This is a genomic window from Amnibacterium sp. (genome assembly GCF_051956055.1).
Lineage (GTDB): Bacteria > Actinomycetota > Actinomycetes > Actinomycetales > Microbacteriaceae > Amnibacterium.
In genome coordinates this window covers 1-17,370 of the sequence record NZ_JBQCGC010000090.1, presented here as the reverse complement: position 1 = coordinate 17,370, position 17,370 = coordinate 1, and the positions used below count along the sequence as shown (strand labels likewise).

The window sequence follows — 17,370 nt, the reverse complement described above, 5'->3', positions numbered from 1 at the left end:
TCACCGCGGAGACGGCAGCGCCGGGCACGGACGCGCACGTCGTGCGCGCCATGCGGCGCGCGCTCGAGCTGGCCGCGACGGGCCCCGCGGGCGGTCTCAACCCGCAGGTCGGCTGCGTGCTGCTCGGACCGGACGGGTCGCTCCTCGCCGAGGGCGTGCACCGCGGGGCCGGCTCGCCGCACGCCGAGGCGGACGCGCTCAGCCGCGTGCCGCCCGGCGCCGCAGTCGGCGCCACGGCCGTCGTCACGCTCGAGCCGTGCGACCACACCGGGCGCACCGGCCCGTGCTCGACCGCGCTGATCGACGCCGGGGTCGCCCGCGTGGTGTTCGCGCAGCCCGACCCGAACCCCCTCGCCGCGGGCGGCGCCGCGCGCCTCCGCGCGGCAGGCGTCCGCGTGGACGCGGGCGTGCTGGCCGACGAGGCGGAGGCGCTCAACGAGCGCTGGTCGGCCTCCCTCCGCCTCGGGCGCCCGTGGGTGACCGCGAAGTGGGCGGCGAGTCTCGACGGCCGCATCGCCGCCGCGGACGGCACGAGCCGCTGGATCACCGGGGCCGAGGCGCGTGCGGATGCGCACCGGCGACGGGCGGCGCACGGCGCGATCCTGGTCGGCACCGGCACGGCGCTCGCGGACGACCCGGCGCTCACCGCCAGGGACGGCGAGCGCCTCCTGCCGCACCAGCCGATCCCCGTCGTCCTCGGGCTCAGGGACCTCGCGCCGGGCGCGGCGCTGCACGATCACCCGCGTCCGGTCCTCCGCGTCCCGTCCCGCGATCCGCGCGCCGCGGTCGCGGCTGTCGCGGACGCCGGGGCGTCGAGCGTGTTCGTGGAGGGGGGCCCGACCGTCGTCTCGGCCTTCCTCGCCGCCGGCCTCGTCGACGAGGTGCTCGTGTACCTCGCGCCGACCCTGCTCGGCGGCGACCGGCTCGCGACCGGGGACATCGGCGTCCCCACCATCGCCGCGCAGCGCCGGCTGGCGCTCCGTGAGGTGCATCGACTCGGCGACGACCTCCTCGTCGTCGCCCGTCCCGAAGGCGCTCCTGGATCCGGGGGGCTGCACACCTCCCCGGATCCAGGTACACCTTCGACCCGACCCACGGAGGGGGACTAGATGTTCACCGGGATCATCGAGGAACGCGGCCGCATCACCGGCTGGGAGCGAACCGCCGACGGCGGCGCCCGTCTGACGATCGACGCGCCCGTCACCACGGAGGACGTGCATCACGGCGACTCGATCGCCGTGAGCGGCGTCTGCCTCACCGTCGTCGCGTTCGGCGACGGGCGCTTCACCGCGGACGTGATGGGGCAGACCCTCGCGGTGACCGCGGTCGGCGACCTCCACGAGGGGGACGAGGTGAACCTCGAGCGCGCCGCTCGGGTCGGCGACCGGCTCGGCGGCCACATCGTGCAGGGGCACGTCGACGGCGTCGGCGAGGTGCTCGAGGTGCGCGACGAGGGCTCCTGGCGCGTCCTGCGGTTCTCGCTGCCCGCCGACCTCGCCCCGCTCGTCGTCGACAAGGGCTCGATCGCGGTCGCCGGCACCTCGCTCACGGTCTCGGCGGTCGGCGACACCTGGTTCGAGGTGAGCCTGATCCCGGAGACGCTGACCGCGACGACGCTCGGCGGGATGGGCGTCGGCGCCCGGGCCAACCTCGAGACGGACGTGCTCGCCCGCCACGTCGCGCGCATGCTGGCGCTCGCGCCGGCGAAGGAAGGGGTGGCGTGATGCCGCTGGCACCGGTGGAGGAGGTCGTCGCCGCGCTGCGCGACGGCCGGGTCGTCATCGTCGCGGACGACGAGGGCCGCGAGAACGAGGGCGACGCGATCGTCGCGGCGGTGCACGCGACGCCGGAGTCGATCGCGTGGATCGTGAACCACTCCTCCGGGTTCATCTGCGCCCCGATGACGAACGCGATCGCGGATCGGCTCGAGCTGCCGCTCATGGTGCGGGACAACCAGGACCCGCGCGGCACCGCCTACACGGTCAGCGTCGACGCCGCCGACCGCATCGCGACCGGGATCAGCGCGGCCGACCGGGCGCACACCCTGAACGTGCTCGCCGAGCCGGACGCGACCCCCGCGGTCGTCACCAGGCCGGGCCACGTGCTGCCGCTCCGCGCGGTGGACGGCGGCGTGCGGCAGCGCGGCGGTCACACCGAGGCCGCCGTCGACCTCATGAAGCTCGCCGGCCTGCCGCCGGTCGCCGCGATCTGCGAGATCGCGTCCCCCGACGGCACCATGACCCGGCTCCCTGGCCTGCTCGAGCTCGGGCGGCGGGAGGGGGTCCTCGTCACGACCGTCGCGGCGATCCGCGAGCACCTCGACGCCCACCCGGACGCCTGCGCGAGCGCGGGCATCACCACCCCTGGCGTCGCGCCGCGGGTCCGGTTCGAGGTGGAGACGAACCTCCGGACCGCGCACGGCGTGTTCCGGACGCGGGCGTACCGCGACCTGCTGACCGGCGACGAGCACCTCGCGCTCGTCGCGGACGGGGACGGCACGACACCGCCGCTCGTGCGGGTCCACTCGGAGTGCCTCACGGGTGAGGCGTTCGGGTCGGTGCAGTGCGAGTGCGGCCCGCAGCTCGACGCGGCGCTGGATCGGGTGCAGCGCGAGGGCGGCGCGGTCGTCTACCTCCGTGGGCAGGAGGGGCGCGGCATCGGGCTCATCGACAAGCTCCGGGCCTACAGGCTGCAGGAGGACGGGCTCGACACCCTCGACGCGAACCTCGCGCTGGGGCTGCCCGTCGATGCGCGCGAGTACGGCGCGGCGGCCGCGATCCTCGCGGATCTCGGGTTCGACCGGCTGCGCCTGTTGACGAACAACCCCGACAAGATCGCGCAGCTGGAGGCGCACGGGGTCCGGGTCGCCCGGCGGGAGGCGCTGGTCGTGGGCGTCGGCGCCGCGAACCAGGGCTACCTCGACACGAAGCGCGAGCGGATGGGGCACCTGATCGACCGCCAGAGGGCGGTCGGCGACACGGAGCGGAGGGCCGGATGAGCGGCGAGGGAAGGCCGAGCGGGCAGCGCATCGACGGCACGGGGCTGACGGTCGCGATCGTGCACGGCACCTGGCACCGGGAGATCGCGGAGGGCCTGCTCGCGGGCGCCCGCCGCGTGCTCGCCGAGTCCGGCGCGACCACGATCGAGCACCCGGTCCCCGGCAGCTTCGAGCTGCCGGTCGTCGCGAAGGCGGCGCTCGAGGCCGGTGCGGACGCGGCGGTGGCGCTCGGCGTCATCATCCGCGGCGGCACCCCGCACTTCGAGTACGTCTCGAGTGCGGCGACGGACGGGCTCACGCGCGTCGCGCTCGACACCGGCAAGCCGGTCGGGTTCGGCGTGCTCACCCTCGACGACGAGCAGCAGGGTCTCGACCGGGCGGGCCTCCCGGGCTCGAAGGAGGACAAGGGTGCGGAGGCGGCGGAGGCCGCGCTGCGGACGGCGCTCACCCTTCGCGCGATCCGCTCCGCCACCGGACCCCCCCCCGCTTCACGGATGTGGGCGAGCGCCATTCCCGGTTAAGCGGCGGGGAGGGCTGCGCGCCCTCGTGCTCGACGGAGCGCGCCGCCGCCCCGGCGGCCGCCCGCATCGCCGCCGCCCGGTCGAGCCCGGCCGCCAGTGCCGCGGCCAGCGCGCCGCAGTAGGTGTCGCCCGCCCCGGTCGTGTCCACGACGCGGTCGACGCGGTCCGCGGGTGCGGTGAGCTCGCCCCAGCTCGAGCCGTGCTCGCCGCGGGTCACGAGCAGCGACGCGGGACGGCCACCCGCCGCGGCCAGCAGCTCCCCCTCCGTCTCGTTCGCCACCACCGGATCGGCGCCGGCGAGCACCTCCGCAGGCAGATCCGCGTAGGGCGCGACGTTCAGCACCACCCGGGCCCCGGCCGCGACCGCGCGACGCACCGCGGCGCCGACGACGCCCAGGTCGACCTCGAGCTGCAGCAGCAGCAGGTCCCCCGCGGCGATGCCGTCGAGCACCGCCAGGTCGGCCTCCCCGACGGCCGCGTTCGCGCCCGGCGAGACGATGATGGTGTTCTCGCCGTCGTCCGCGACCGCGATGAACGCGCGCCCGGTCGGCCCCGACACCGTGCGCAGGGCGGTCACGTCGATCCCGAACGCCGCGAGCCGCTCGCGGTAGGCGCGTCCCTCCGCGTCGTCGCCGACGGCACCGATCATGCGGACCCGCGCACCGGCCACCGCGGCCGCCACCGCCTGGTTCGCGCCCTTGCCGCCGAACGCCGTCACGGGATCGCCGCCGATCAGCGTCTCACCGGGCTCGGGATGCCGCTGCACCCGCACGACCACGTCGACGTTCAACGATCCCAGCACCCAGACGTCCGCCACGGGACCATCGTGGCAGGCGAGGTCAGATCGGCACGGTCAGGTGGGCCTGCACCCGCTGCCGGACCAGCGCCGCCATCGGCGTGGACCCGCCGTCGAGCAGCCACTGGAGCTGCAGCCCGTCCATGAGCGCGACCAGCTCGCGCGCCGCGTCCTCCGGCGCCACCCCGTCCAGCAGGACCCCCTCCTGCCCGGCGTCGCCGTAGGCGTCCCGCATCGCGGTCAGGGTGCGGCGGTAGCGCTCCACGAAGAAGCCGTGCGCCGGGTGGTCCTGCGCGGTCGCCTCCGCGGAGAGGACGCAGTACAGCTCGACGATCCCCCGCCGCGTCTCGTTGTGCGCGGCGAGGGCGACGATCCGGCGCAAGCGGTCGAGGCCGGAGGCGTCCGGCGCGAGGAACCGTTCGGCGTCCTGCTCGTCCCGATGCTCGAGCACCGCGATGAGCAGCGCCTCCTTCGTCGGGAAGTGGTGCAGCAGGCCGGGATGGGAGATCCCGCACCGGGCGGCGATCTCACGGAGGGAGGAGCCCCGGTACCCGACCTCGCCGAACAGCGCGGTCGCGCGGTCGATGATCTCCGCCCGCTTGGCCCGGCCCTTCGCGTAGCCGCGATCCGATGCGATGCTCATGGCTCGTCCTCCGTCGACTCGCACGAGTGTCCCACGCAGACCCCGACCGAGCGGTCGGTTTTGCGGCTAGCGTTGCCGGAGACCCCATCCCCACGCGCGCCGAGGCGCGGATCGGAGCAGCACCCGTGACCACCACCGCAGCGCTCGACGTCGCCGAGGTCCTCGCCCGGCTGACCCTCGAGGAGAAGGCGTCCCTGCTCGACGGCTCCGACTTCTGGCACACGCAGGGCGTCGAGCGGCTCGGGGTGCCGCCCGTGATGGTGACCGACGGACCGCACGGTCTGCGCAAGCAGGCGGCAGCGGCGGATCACGTCGGGCTGAACGACAGCGTGCCCGCGACCTGCTTCCCGCCCGCCGCCGGCCTCGTCTCCTCCTGGGACCCGGAGCTGCTGCGCCGCGTCGGCGCCGCGCTCGGCGACGAGTGCCGCGCGGAGCGGGTGGCCGTGCTGCTCGGCCCCGGGGTGAACATGAAGCGCTCACCCCTGAACGGGCGCAACTTCGAGTACTTCTCCGAGGACCCGCTGCTCGCGGGTGCGCTCGCCGCCGGGCTCGTCGAGGGCGTCCAGTCGCGCGGCGTCGGCACCTCGCTCAAGCACTTCGCCGCGAACAACCAGGAGACCGACCGGATGACGGTCGACGCGGAGGTGGACGAGCGCACCCTGCGCGAGATCTACCTCCCGGCGTTCGAGCGGGTCGTGCGGCAGGCCCGCCCGTGGACGGTCATGTGCTCCTACAACCGCCTGAACGGCACGTACGCCTCCGAGCACCCGTGGCTGCTCACCGGGGTGCTGCGGGAGGAGTGGGGCTTCGACGGCCTCGTGGTCAGCGACTGGGGCGCCGTGAACGTGCGCGAGGACGGCGTCGCCGCCGGCCTCGACCTCGAGATGCCCTCCTCCGGGGGTGCGGGGACCCGCCGGATCCTCGAGGCCGTCGCGGACGGTCGGCTCGCCGAGCAGGACGTGGACCGCGCCGCGCGACGCGTCCTCGAGCTCGTCGCGAAGGCCCAGCCCGCCCTCGCGGAGGACGCGGAGCCGTTCGACGTCGACGCGCACCACGCACTCGCGCGCGAAGCCGCGACGAGGTCGGCGGTGCTGCTGCGGAACGACGGCGGCATCCTCCCGCTCGCGCCTACCGGCGGGACGATCGCGGTGATCGGCGAGTTCGCCCGCACCCCGAGGTACCAGGGCGCCGGATCGTCCCAGGTCAACCCGACCAGGCTCGACACCCCGCTCGACGCGCTGCGGGCCGCGCTGCCGGACCGGGAGGTGGTGTTCGCACCCGGGTTCGAGATCGACGCGGAGGAGGCCGACGCCGAGCTCGTCGCCGAGGCCGTCGCGGTCGCGAAGGACGCGGAGGTGGTCGTGGTGTTCCTCGGCCTCCCCGCCGCCGCGGAGTCCGAGGGCTACGACCGCACGACCATGGATCTCCCTGCCCAGCAGACCGCGCTCATCCGTCAGGTCGCCGACGCCAACCCCGAGGTCGTCGTCGTGCTCGCGAACGGCTCGGTGGTCACGCTCGACCCGTGGCAGGGCCGTGCGCGGGCGCTGATCGAGGGCTGGCTGCTCGGCCAGGCGGGCGGCACGGCGATCGCCGATCTGCTCACCGGCGCGGAGGCCCCCTCCGGGCGTCTCGGCGAGACGATCCCGGTCCGCTACGCGGACAACCCGACGATCGGCAACTTCCCGGGCGAGGCCGGCACCGTCCGGTACGGCGAGGGCCTGCTGATCGGCTACCGCTGGTACGACGCGCATCGCCTCCCCGTCGCGTACCCGTTCGGGCACGGTCTCACCTACACGACGTTCGGCTACACGGACCTCGATGTCGAGGTGATCGAGGACGGCGCGGAGCCGCGCGTCGCCGTCTCCGTCACCCTCACGAACACCGGTGCCCGCGCCGGCATCGAGACGGTCCAGGTGTACGTGTCCGACGCGGAGGCGAGCGTGTACCGGCCGGAGCAGGAGCTGCGCGGCTTCGCGCGGGTCGACCTGGAACCGGGCGCATCCGAGACGGTCCGCATCGAGCTCGACGCCAGGGCGTTCGCGTTCTGGGACGTCGCTCGCGGGCGCTTCGTGGTGGAGGGAGGCGCGTTCGGCATCCGGGTGGGCGCGTCGAGTCGCGACCTGCGCCTCCACGCGGTCGTCCGGCTCGACGGCGAGGCGCTCGAGCCGCCCGTCCGGGCCGACGCCACCGTCGACCAGCTCCTCGCGCACCCGCGGGCCGCCGAGTGGGTCCGCGAGCGCGTGGCCGGCCACCCGTTCGAGGCGATGCTGTTCGACCCGCAGCACGGGGCGATGATGCGGGCGATCCCGCTCGTGCGGCTCGCGCGCTTCCCGGGCTCCCCCGTGTCGGAGGCCGAGGTGCGCGAGGCGCTCGCCCGCTTCGACGCGAGCTGACGGAAACGACCCCGACGCCCTTCGTCGTTCAGGAGAATTCGGCGCCCGGCGCGGATTTCTCCTGATCGACGAAGGATGCCTACGGAGCTTCCCGGCGGTCCCCGCCGACCGCGGGCGCGCTCGATTCGCGGATCACGAGCTCGGGCTGCAGCACGATCCGGCTGCGCTCGCTCACCCCGTCGATCTCCGCCAGGAGCAGGTCGACGGCGACGGCCCCCATGCGGTCGCGCGGCTGCCGCACCGAAGTGATCGGCACCCCTGCGGAGGCCGCGAACTCGATGTCGTCGTAGCCGACGATCGCGAGGTCGTCCGGCACCCGCCGGCCGCCGAGCAGCCCCACCGCCTGGAGCACGCCGAGCGCGATGAGGTCGTTCGAGGCGAACACCGCGTCCGGCGGCGAGTCCATCGCGAGCACCTCCCGGCCGGCCTCGACCCCGTGCCGGACCGTGAGCGCGCCGACCGGCAGCACGTCGAGCACCGCTCCCGGCACCGCCGCGACCGCCTCCCTGGCGCCCCGGAGGCGGTCCCGCACCTGTTCGAGGTCGAGCGGGCCTCCGACGAACAGGATCCGGCGTCGACCGCCGTCGAGCAGGTGCTGCACGGCGATCCGACCACCCGCGACGTCGTCCACCGACACCGAGGAGAAGCCCGGCGTCGCAGCCATGCGGTCCACGAGCACCGAGGGCGTGCCGCGGTCCCGGAGCCGCTCCAGCCGCGCGGTCACGTCGTCGACGGGCGAGATGAGCACACCCCGGACGCGCTGCTCCTCGAAGAGATCGAGCCCCGCGGCCTCACGCACCGGCTGCTCGTCGCTGTTCGCGATGAGCACTGCGAGCCCGGACTCGGCGGCCCGCTCCTCCGCCGCCCTGACGAGGTCGGTGAAGAACGGGTTGCTCACGTCGAGCACGACGAAGCCGATGCAGCGGGACGTGCCCGCCCGCAGCTGCCGCGCCGCGTCGTTGCGCACGAATCCGAGCGCGACGATCGCGCGGTGCACGCGCTCAGCGGTCTCGGCCGCGACCTTCGTCGGGCTGTTCAGCACGTTGGAGACCGTGCCGACGGAGACGCCCGCGCGGGCGGCCACGTCCTTCACGCTCACGCTCATCGGGGCCTCCGGCTGCTCAGCCGAATCGTAATGAGCACCAGGAGGTCCCAGACTCCTTCCGAACGGAATGAGGTGCCATGCCCCGCGTGTGCTTCCAGCTGCAGGTGAAGCCGGCCCGGATCGACGAGTACGTCGAGCGGCATCGGGCGGTCTGGCCGACGATGCTCCGCGCGATCGAGGCCTCGGGCCGTCGCAACTACTCGCTGTTCCTCCGTCCCGACGGTCTGCTCATCGGGTACTACGAGACGGACGACGACGCGGCGTCCGCGAAGGCACTCGCGGACAACCCGTACACCGCGGAGTGGGAGGCGCAGGCGGCGGGCTTCTTCGAAGCGCTGCCCGGCGCGCGCCCGGACCAGGGCGCTCCGCAGCTGACCGAGGTGTTCCACCTGGAGGACCAGCTTGCCGCGCTCGGCTGAGCGGCTCAACGCACCCGGACGGTCGATCTCCGGACGACGAGCTCCGGGTCCAGCAACACGTGCTCCGGAGGCGCGGCGGTCAGCCGCTCGTTCTCCAGGAGGCGTACCGCCATCGCGCCCATGACACCCGCCGGCTGACGGACCGTCGTCACCGGCACGACCGCGGTCCTCGCGAGGTCGATGTCGTCGTACCCGACCACCGCGACTTCCTCCGGCACCGCGACTCCCGCGCTCACGAGCACGTTGAGGATCCCGATCGCCACGAGGTCGTTGCCCGCGATCACAGCATCGACCGCGTCCGCGCCGCCGCGCCTCCGGAGGACGTCCTGCGCCGCCGCGATGCCGTCCTCGATCGAGGTGTCGAACGTCTCGAACACCTCGAGCACGGCTCCCCCGTGCAGGCAGTCCTGGATCCCGGCGAGTCGCTGCTGCAGCGCCTCGAGCGCCATCGGTCCACCTGCGAACAGCAGCCGACGCCGTCCTTGCTCCATGAGGTGCGACGCCGCGAGACCGGCACCCGCCCGGTTGTCGACAGAGATCGACGAGAACGTCTGCTGACCGAGGCTGACATCCATCGTGACAATCGGCATGCCCCGACGGTGGAGCAGCTGCCCGGTCGGTCGCGAGAGCGCCTCCGGATCCATCATGTGGACGACCACGCCGCGGGCACGCTGGCGGTAGAACGCTTCGAGGTAGCGGTCCTCGCGGGCGGCGTCACCGTGCGAGTTCCCGAGGAGCACGATCCCGCCCGTCTCGACTGCCTCAGCCTCGGCGCCACGTGCGACCTCGATGAAGAACGGGTTGTGCGCCTCGGACACGATCAGACCGATGACGTTGCTCGTCCCGGCTCGGAGGGTGCGGGCGACGTCGTCGCGTACGAAGCCAAGCTCGGCGACCGCCTTCTGGACCCGTTCGACGAACTCCGGCGCAACGCTCTCGCGTCCGTTCAGCACGTTGGACACCGTCCCGACGGAGACGCCCGCGTGCCGAGCGACATCCTTCACCCCGACCATCCGGGACCTCCTCCGTCTGCACGTTGCGCTGTTCCGTGCAGCATGTCATGATCATGAATCGATTCATAATGAATCGATTCACACTATGGCGAGGAAGCCATTGGCTCCTGCAAGCCGTCGAGGCCCGTAGCACCGGAGGAACAACGATGAAGTTTTCCCGACCTTCCACGCGACGCCTGCTCGGCGTCGCCGCAGCGGCGGTCGCCACAGCGCTAGCGCTCACCTCCTGCTCGTCCGGCGGCGGCGCCCAGCAGTCCGCCGACGCGAAGCAGACGATCACCTGGTGGTCCTGGAACCCCGATAACCACAGCGACGCGCAGTGGATCACCGCGTTCGAGAAGGACCACCCGAATATCACGGTGAAGCACCGCTTCATCCAGTACAGCGACTACGTGAACGCGGTGCGGCTCGCTGCGACGACCAGCTCCGGCCCCGACGTCTTCGGGCTGCAGGTCGGCGCGCTCACGAACCAGTTCGCGCCGCTGACGGTCGATCTGGCTCCGCTCGCCGCCAAAGGCATCGGTGCCGACTGGAAGAACAAGCTGAACGCCAGCGAGCAGCTCGTCGCCGACGGGAAGCAGGTGGGCCTGCCCTGGATGGTGACCGGCGGAGGGCTCATCTGGTACAACAAGGGCCTTCTCGCGAAGGCCGGCGTCAGCGCTCCGCCGACGACGCTCGACGAGTGGCTCGTGGACTGCAAGAAGGTCACAGCGATCGGGAAGACCTGCTTCGTCCAAGGTGCCAAGGACGACTGGATCAACCTCGACATGTATCAGTCGATCGTCAATGAGCTCGCCCCCGCGGCCTTCTATGACGCGATCAAGGGAACAGGGTCGGTCAAGTTCGACTCGGCCGACTTCGTGAAGGCGTTCGATGTCTGGAAGAGCCTCTTCTCGAACGGGATCATGCAGAAAGGTGCGCTCGCGCAAACGCAGTACCCGGACGCCAACGACGCGTTCCACAAGGGGAACGCAGCGTTCATCCTGAACGGCACCTGGCAGGACGGCGACATGAGCAAGGCGAACCTGGCCACGCAGGCGCAGACCTACGGGGACGCGGTGAAGTCGGAGGTATTCCTCCCGGCGGCGTTCCCCGACGTGGTCGGCGGCGCGAAAGAGACCGGCCGACTCTTCGGCGGCCCTGACGTGGGCTGGGCGATCTCGGCCAAGAGCTCCCACCAGGCTGCGGCATTCACGTTCGTCCAGTGGCTGACGGCGAGCACGACCGCTCAGACGATCATGGGGAAGTCTCTCGCCGGCCAGCCCGCGCTCAAATCGGTACCGGTCGACGACAGCGACGTCGTGAACGACGCGGGCAAAGCGGCGCTCGCCAGCCAGGCGTCGCAGCTGTCGAACCTCATCGGCGCTCGACAGATCCCGAGCGCTGACGTCCAGTCCGCGCTCGGCCAGGCCCTGTCCTCGGTCGCCTCCGGCCAGATGACCTCGGCTGCGGCGGCGAACTCCGTCCAGGCCGCGATCGACTCCGCGAAGTAGCAGGAAGGGAGGGGTGGAGGCGGTGAGCGTCGCCTCCACCCCAGATCCGATGAGTACGACGAACACGATGTCCACGACAGCGGCTCCGCCGCACCAGCCGCCACCGGGCGCGACGCCACGGCGATCGCGATCCTCGAGCCGGACCGAGCCGGTGACGGTCGGGCAGTCCCCCCTCGTCCCGTGGCTCTACATCCTCCCCGCGCTGATCCTCATTGTCGGGATCATCTACGTCGGGATCGGCTACACGGGCTGGGTCAGCACGCTCGACTGGAACGGGATCGATCCGACGACCCGATCCGTCGGCATCGGGAACTACGTGGAGCTGGTCGGCGACCCGGTGTTCTGGGCCGCGATCGGGCACTTCGTCGTCTTCGCGATCGTCACGATCCTCGTCCAGATGGCGCTCGGCCTCCTCATGGCGATCCTGCTCGGCGGGAACGCGGTGCTCGGCCGTCCGGTGTACAAGGTGCTGCTCTTCATCCCGGTCGTCCTCGCTCCCGCCGCCGTCGCCACGGCGTTCCGCAGCATCATGAGCCCGGACGGCGCGCTGAACGACCTGCTCGGAGCGGTCGGTATCCCGGCCGGCAGCATCGCGTGGCTCGCAGACCCTCACATCGCGGTGTACTCGCTCGCCGCGATCAACATCTGGCAGTGGACGGGACTCAGCTTCCTGCTCTACCAGGCCGCGCTCTCCCAGATCGACCAGAACCTCTTCGAGGCCTCGGCGATCGACGGTGCGACGGGATGGCAGACATTTTGGTACGTGCTCCTGCCCCAGCTCAGCGGCACGCACGCGACACTCGCGCTCACCGGGGTCATCGGCGCGCTGAAGACGTTCGACATCGTCTACCTGACGACGGGAGGCGGACCCGGCCACGCGACCGAGTTCGTGACGACGTACATCTACAGCGAGGTCGTCGAGCAGTTCCACGCGGGCTACTCCGCCGCGCTCTCGATCGTGCTGCTTGTCCTCGCGCTGCTCCTCACCGCAGTGCAGATCCGCGTCTACCACTTCGGGGAGGACTGACCGATGCTCGTGCGCCCCACGCTCCTCACGCGGATCCTCGCGCAGCTCGTCGCGACCGTCGTCGTGATCCCCTTCGCCCTCGTGCTGATCGCGATCCTGGCCACCTCGTTCGGCGGCGCTGGATTCGCCGCCAATTACGCCGCGGTGCTGACGCAGACGCCGTTTCTGCAATCGACGTTCAACAGCGCCGTCATCTCGCTCGGGGTCATCGCGCTGGTCTTTGTCTGCACCATGCTCGCCGGCTACGCCTTCGCGAAGATGCGCTTCCGGGGAAAGCGCCTGGTCTTCAACGCGATCCTGGTCGGGCTCGTCCTGCCGACGATCGCTCTAATCGTGCCGCTGTTCATCATGGTTCAGCGACTCGACCTGTTCAACAACTACCTGGCGGTCATCGTGCCGCTCGCGACGACGATCATCCCGTTCACGCTGCTGCTGACCAGGAACTCGCTGGCGAACATCCCGGACGAGGTGCTCGAAGCGGCACGACTCGACGGGTGCTCGAGCTTTGGATCGCTCGTCCGGATCGTGCTCCCGCTTTCCCGCCCGATCACGGCGGTGATCATCGTGTGGGCATTCCTGCAGGGCTGGAACGAATTCTTCCTGCCGCTCCTCTTCTTCCAGGACCCGTCGCTCTCGACCGTGACGACGATCCCGCTCTACTTCACGAGCACGTACGGATCGGACCAGCCGAAGATCTTCGCCGCCCTGGTCCTCATCTGCCTTCCAGTCGTCATCGCCTACCTGGGCCTGCAAAAGTTCTTCGAACGAGGGTTGTCCGCCGGTGCCATCAAGTGACGAGGCGGTGCAGCGCCCGAAGGTGCTCGCCTACTACTTCCCGAGCTGGCACGAGGACACAAGGAACGCCGACTGGTTCGGCGAAGGCTGGACCGAGTGGCGTCTGGTCGCGGAGGCGTCGCCGCGATTCCCCGGGCACCGCCAGCCCCGAGTCCCGGTGCACGGACCGTTCGACGAGGCGACGGCGGACCACTCCGCGTGGCAGATCGATCTCGCGTCGGACCACGGCGTCGACGGCTTCTTGATCGACTTCTACTGGTACGACGACGGCCCGTACCTGCAGCGCGCGCTCGACGAGGGCCTGCTGGCAGCTCCGAACATCGACCGCATCGAGTTCGCGCTCATGTGGGCGAACCACGACCTCGTGAACATCTTCCCGTCCACCTCCGGCACCAGGACACCACCGATGCTGCGCTCCGGCCGGGTCGGACGGCCCGCCTTCGACGCGTTCACCGAGCACGTCGTCGGGCGGTACTTCACCCATCCGAGCTACCTCACTGTCGACGGTCGTCCGTGGTTGTCGGTGTACGAGATCGGCAACCTCGTCGAAGGACTCGGCGGTGTCGAACAGACCCGCGACGCCCTCGCGTCGCTCGAGCAGGCAGCGCTGGACGCGGGGTTCCCCGGTGTACACCTCGATGCGGTCGTGTGGGGCATGTCGGTGCTGCCGAGCGGTCTCGGCATGCAGCATCCCGGCGCGCTGCTCGATGAGCTCGGGTTCCGGTCCGCGACCTCGTACGTGTGGATCCACCACGCCGATGTGCACGCGGGCGCGTTCCCTGCAGGCGACTGGGCGGCGGTGCGTCGGTCGGCGTTCGACGACTACCACCGTCTCGGGTCGGAGCTCGGCATCCCTCTCCATCCCGACGTCACGGTCGGATGGGACTCCTCACCCCGGACCTCGCAGCGGACAGCCTGGCGCCGGGGCGGCTACCCCTGGCTCCCGGTCTGGGACGCCGGCCCTGAGGAGTTCGCCAGGGGCCTCGCGATGGCGAAGGCGCACATCGACCGCTTCCGTCCAGTCTCCCCCGTCGTCACGGTGAACGCCTGGAACGAGTGGACCGAGGGCTCGTACCTCCTGCCGGACACCGATCACGGCACCGCGTTCCTTGAGGCGATCCGCGCCGCGTTCCCGCCGCTCCGATGACCGCCCTCGGCAAGCCGACCCTCCATCCCCCGTCCCCAACCTCACGAACGGAACACCACCCATGCTCGAGATCGATCTGACCGGCGCCACCTTCCGAGACAAGCTGCGGGGGTGCTGGGTCGGCAAGAACGCCGGCGGAACGCTCGGCACCCCGGTTGAGGAGGCCTGGGGGCGGGAGGAGCCCTTCGACATCTGGTGGTACCCCGAGCTCCGTGAAGGCGGCCTGCCGAACGACGACCTCGAGATGCAGCTGGTCTGGCTCACCGCGCTCGAGCAGGTCGGTCCCGACCTGACCTCGCGTGACCTCGCTCGGTACTGGCTCGATCACATCGGCTACAACTGGGATGAGTACGGCCTGTCGAAGACGAACCTCCGCCTCGGGCTCGTCCCACCGATCAGCGGCGGATTCAACAACTGGTTCGTCGACTGCATGGGCTGCCCGATCCGATCGGAGGTGTGGGCGTGCGTCGCGCCGGGGATGCCCCGCATCGCGGCACGGTACGCGTACGAGGACGCGATCTGCGACCACGCGGGCGGTGAGAGCGTGTACGGCGAGCTGTTCAACGTCGCGATTCAGTCCGCGGCCTTCGTCGTGGATGACCCGCGGAAGCTGATCGACATCGGCCTGTCCTACGTCCCGGACAACTCCCTGACAGCGAAGGCAATCCGCGCGGCCCTCGCCGCCGTCGAGGAGGGGCTCGATTGGAAGGACGCCCGCCGCCGCGTCCTCGAGGCGACGCCGCATCACGTCGCGCAGTACTCGCCCATCAACATGGGGTTCCAGGTCATCGGCCTGCTCGCCGGGAAGGACTTCGGCGACGCGCTCTGCATCACGGTGAACTGCGGCTACGACACCGACTCGAGCGGCGGCAGCATCGGGAGCTGGTGGGGCATCATGGCGGGCGACTCGAACCTCCCTAGGAGGTGGACCGAGCCGCTCGGAGACGCCATCTCGACGAACGAGTCCTGGGGCGGGGTCCGGCACATGTCGGACGGCAGCACGCCGATCCCTGCGACCCTTCCTGAGGTGATCGATCGCCTCGTGATCGCGGCCCGGACCGTCCTGCGGGCGAAGGGCTCGCTGGTCGGCGACACCGTCATGGTTGACGAGGCATCCCTGTACGCGGACGACTCGATCCGAGAGCTGTGGACCAGGGACCCCCTCACCGTCCGCTTCCCGGAGGTGGAGCTCACGGCGTCCGTCCGCTACGACGACGGTTCGCCTTCGGTCGAGGCGGGCCACGAGGCGCACGTGACCACGACGTTCACCAACCCGCACCCCGACCCGATCACCGTCACGGCCAGGCTGTCCACCCCCGCCGGATGGTCGGCTCCCGCTCAGCAGACGTTGACGATCGAGGCAGCATCGTCGGCGGCCATTCCCTGGACGATTGAGGTGCCGGGCCGCGCGATGCTTCGGAACAGCAACCGGCTGTTCCTCATCCCCGACGCGATGGGCTACCCCCAGGGGCCGGCGACGCCGATCGTGCTGATCGGCGCGGCAGCGCTGCGGTACTCCGACCCGCTACCGTTCGACGGCACTACCGCGTCCGCGCTCGACACGGTCCTTGCAGCCGAGGACGGCGCGGACCCCGCGACGCGCCCCGGCGTCTGGACGGAGGCTGTGGCACACGGCAACGGGCTGCCCGCGGAGGCGATGCCGGAGCCGGGAACGGTCCGCTACGTGCAGACATTCCTCGATTCCGACGAGGAGATCGACGTGCTCCTCGGGGTCGATTCCGGTGGGCCGGTCAAGGCCTGGCTCAACGGGACCGAGCTGTTCTCGCTCGACCGGTTCCGCCCCATCCGTCCCAGCTACGGCGGCTCGAAGGACGCCTACGTGGACGCCCGCTTGCGGCAGGGATCGAACGAGCTGCTCGTCAAGCTCGCACGCGGCGCCGACGACCCGGCGTTCGAGTGCCACATCCTGGTCAGCACCGCCGGGCGGCTCAACGACGGTCTCCCCGCCATCGGCCGTACCACGTTCCCCTGGGACGTGTGAGCCATCCGTCGTTGGCCCGGTGGCGCTGCGGCGCGGCCGGGTTGACGATGTGCTCACGGGGTCCTACGGTGACAATGAAACGATTCAATAGACAGGAAGAGGAACGATGCCGTCCTTCGACCAGATCACCGACGCCCTCGCGCAGCAGGCGATCGAGCTGCCCTCGTGGGCGTTCGGCAACTCCGGCACCCGGTTCCGCGTCTTCCCGCAGGCCGGCGTCCCCCGGGACCCGTTCGAGAAGATCGCCGACGCGGCCGAAGTGCACCGGCTCACCGGGCTCGCCCCGTCCGTCGCGCTGCACATCCCGTGGGACCTCGTCGACGACTTCGCCGTGCTCCGACGGCACGCGGAGGACCTCGACGTGCGCCTCGGCACGATCAACTCGAACACGTTCCAGGACGAGGCCTACAAGCTCGGCAGCCTCGCCCACCGCGACGCCGCCGTCCGCCGCAAAGCGATCGACCACCACCTGCGCTGCATCGAGATCATGGGCCAGACCGGCTCGCGGGACCTCAAGATCTGGCTCGCCGACGGCACGAACTACCCCGGCCAGGACGACATGCGGACCCGGCAGGACCACCTGACCGAGTCGCTCGCCGAGATCTACGCGGCGATCGGCGACGACCAGCGGCTCGTGCTCGAGTACAAGTTCTTCGAACCCGCGTTCTACCACACCGACGTCCCGGACTGGGGCACCTCGTACGCCCAGGTCGCCGCGCTCGGCGACAAGGCGTTCGTCTGCCTCGACACCGGCCATCACGCGCCCGGCACGAACATCGAGTTCATCGTCATGCAGCTGCTGCGCCTCGGGAAGCTCGGCTCGTTCGACTTCAACAGCCGCTTCTACGCCGACGACGACCTCATCGTCGGTGCGGCGGACCCGTTCCAGCTGTTCCGGATCCTCGTCGAGGTCATCCGCGGCGGTGGCCTGAACAGCCCGGACGTCGCCTTCATGCTCGATCAGTGCCACAACATCGAGCAGAAGATCCCGGGCCAGATCCGCAGCGTCCTGAACGTG

16 protein-coding genes are annotated in these 17,370 nt (G+C 71.2%); 12 read left to right on the top strand and 4 right to left on the bottom strand.

Going from position 1 to position 17,370, the window contains the following annotated elements:
* Positions 1–50: 50 nt before the first annotated feature.
* Genes ribD through ribH form a run of 4 tightly spaced genes read left to right on the top strand, consistent with a single transcriptional unit; the run spans position 51 to position 3,519 of the window.
* The gene (gene ribD / locus ACTHLI_RS13025; protein WP_440184437.1) at positions 51–1,109 is read left to right on the top strand and encodes a bifunctional diaminohydroxyphosphoribosylaminopyrimidine deaminase/5-amino-6-(5-phosphoribosylamino)uracil reductase RibD; all 1,059 of its coding nucleotides are present in this window, start codon (positions 51–53) and stop codon (positions 1,107–1,109) included.
* A complete protein-coding gene (locus ACTHLI_RS13020) occupies positions 1,110–1,724 on the top strand; it encodes a riboflavin synthase (RefSeq protein ID WP_440184378.1) in 615 nt (204 codons plus the stop codon). It begins immediately after the preceding gene.
* Entirely contained in the window at positions 1,724–2,998 is a 1,275-nt protein-coding gene (gene ribA, locus ACTHLI_RS13015; protein WP_440184375.1) for a GTP cyclohydrolase II, read from the top strand. Before ACTHLI_RS13020 ends, ribA begins: the two co-directional genes overlap by 1 nt.
* Positions 2,995–3,519, top strand: coding sequence for a 6,7-dimethyl-8-ribityllumazine synthase (gene ribH, locus ACTHLI_RS13010; protein WP_440184372.1), 525 nt, complete (start codon positions 2,995–2,997; stop codon positions 3,517–3,519). Before ribA ends, ribH begins: the two co-directional genes overlap by 4 nt.
* Here the strand turns inward: ribH and ACTHLI_RS13005 are convergent.
* Positions 3,443–4,336, bottom strand: a complete 894-nt coding sequence (locus tag ACTHLI_RS13005; RefSeq protein ID WP_440184369.1) for a PfkB family carbohydrate kinase — start codon at positions 4,334–4,336, stop codon at positions 3,443–3,445. The genes ribH and ACTHLI_RS13005 overlap by 77 nt on opposite strands.
* Positions 4,337–4,358: 22 nt before the next feature.
* Positions 4,359–4,958: a TetR/AcrR family transcriptional regulator gene (locus ACTHLI_RS13000; RefSeq protein WP_440184367.1), complete on the bottom strand. Its 600-nt coding sequence runs from the start codon at positions 4,956–4,958 to the stop codon at positions 4,359–4,361.
* 125 nt (positions 4,959–5,083) lie between these two features.
* On the opposite strand from ACTHLI_RS13000, the gene ACTHLI_RS12995 reads away from it, so the two are divergent.
* Entirely contained in the window at positions 5,084–7,351 is a 2,268-nt protein-coding gene (locus ACTHLI_RS12995; RefSeq protein ID WP_440184364.1) for a glycoside hydrolase family 3 C-terminal domain-containing protein, read from the top strand.
* A gap of 79 nt (positions 7,352–7,430) precedes the next feature.
* On the opposite strand, the gene ACTHLI_RS12990 is transcribed toward ACTHLI_RS12995, so the two are convergent.
* On the bottom strand, positions 7,431–8,456 hold the full coding sequence (locus ACTHLI_RS12990) for a LacI family DNA-binding transcriptional regulator (protein WP_440184361.1): 1,026 nt from the start codon (positions 8,454–8,456) through the stop codon (positions 7,431–7,433).
* Between the two features lie 77 nt (positions 8,457–8,533).
* On the opposite strand from ACTHLI_RS12990, the gene ACTHLI_RS12985 reads away from it, so the two are divergent.
* Positions 8,534–8,875: an L-rhamnose mutarotase gene (locus ACTHLI_RS12985; RefSeq protein WP_440184358.1), complete on the top strand. Its 342-nt coding sequence runs from the start codon at positions 8,534–8,536 to the stop codon at positions 8,873–8,875.
* A gap of 5 nt (positions 8,876–8,880) precedes the next feature.
* On the opposite strand, the gene ACTHLI_RS12980 is transcribed toward ACTHLI_RS12985, so the two are convergent.
* Positions 8,881–9,888, bottom strand: coding sequence for a LacI family DNA-binding transcriptional regulator (locus ACTHLI_RS12980; RefSeq protein ID WP_440184356.1), 1,008 nt, complete (start codon positions 9,886–9,888; stop codon positions 8,881–8,883).
* 146 nt (positions 9,889–10,034) lie between these two features.
* Between ACTHLI_RS12980 and ACTHLI_RS12975 the strand changes: the two genes are divergently transcribed.
* The 6 genes from ACTHLI_RS12975 to ACTHLI_RS12950 form a co-directional block, all read left to right on the top strand.
* On the top strand, positions 10,035–11,381 hold the full coding sequence (locus ACTHLI_RS12975; protein ID WP_440184352.1) for an ABC transporter substrate-binding protein: 1,347 nt from the start codon (positions 10,035–10,037) through the stop codon (positions 11,379–11,381).
* Between the two features lie 151 nt (positions 11,382–11,532).
* Positions 11,533–12,408, top strand: a complete 876-nt coding sequence (locus tag ACTHLI_RS12970) for a carbohydrate ABC transporter permease (RefSeq protein ID WP_440184349.1) — start codon at positions 11,533–11,535, stop codon at positions 12,406–12,408.
* 3 nt (positions 12,409–12,411) lie between these two features.
* Positions 12,412–13,203: a carbohydrate ABC transporter permease gene (locus ACTHLI_RS12965; protein WP_440184347.1), complete on the top strand. Its 792-nt coding sequence runs from the start codon at positions 12,412–12,414 to the stop codon at positions 13,201–13,203.
* Positions 13,190–14,350: a glycoside hydrolase family 99-like domain-containing protein gene (locus ACTHLI_RS12960; protein ID WP_440184344.1), complete on the top strand. Its 1,161-nt coding sequence runs from the start codon at positions 13,190–13,192 to the stop codon at positions 14,348–14,350. The genes ACTHLI_RS12965 and ACTHLI_RS12960 overlap by 14 nt, the downstream gene beginning before the upstream one ends.
* Before the next feature lie 61 nt (positions 14,351–14,411).
* Positions 14,412–16,352, top strand: a complete 1,941-nt coding sequence (locus tag ACTHLI_RS12955; RefSeq protein ID WP_440184341.1) for an ADP-ribosylglycohydrolase family protein — start codon at positions 14,412–14,414, stop codon at positions 16,350–16,352.
* A 106-nt stretch (positions 16,353–16,458) separates the two neighbouring features.
* Positions 16,459–17,370: L-rhamnose isomerase (locus ACTHLI_RS12950; protein ID WP_440184338.1), on the top strand; the 912-nt coding region annotated here is incomplete at its 3' end.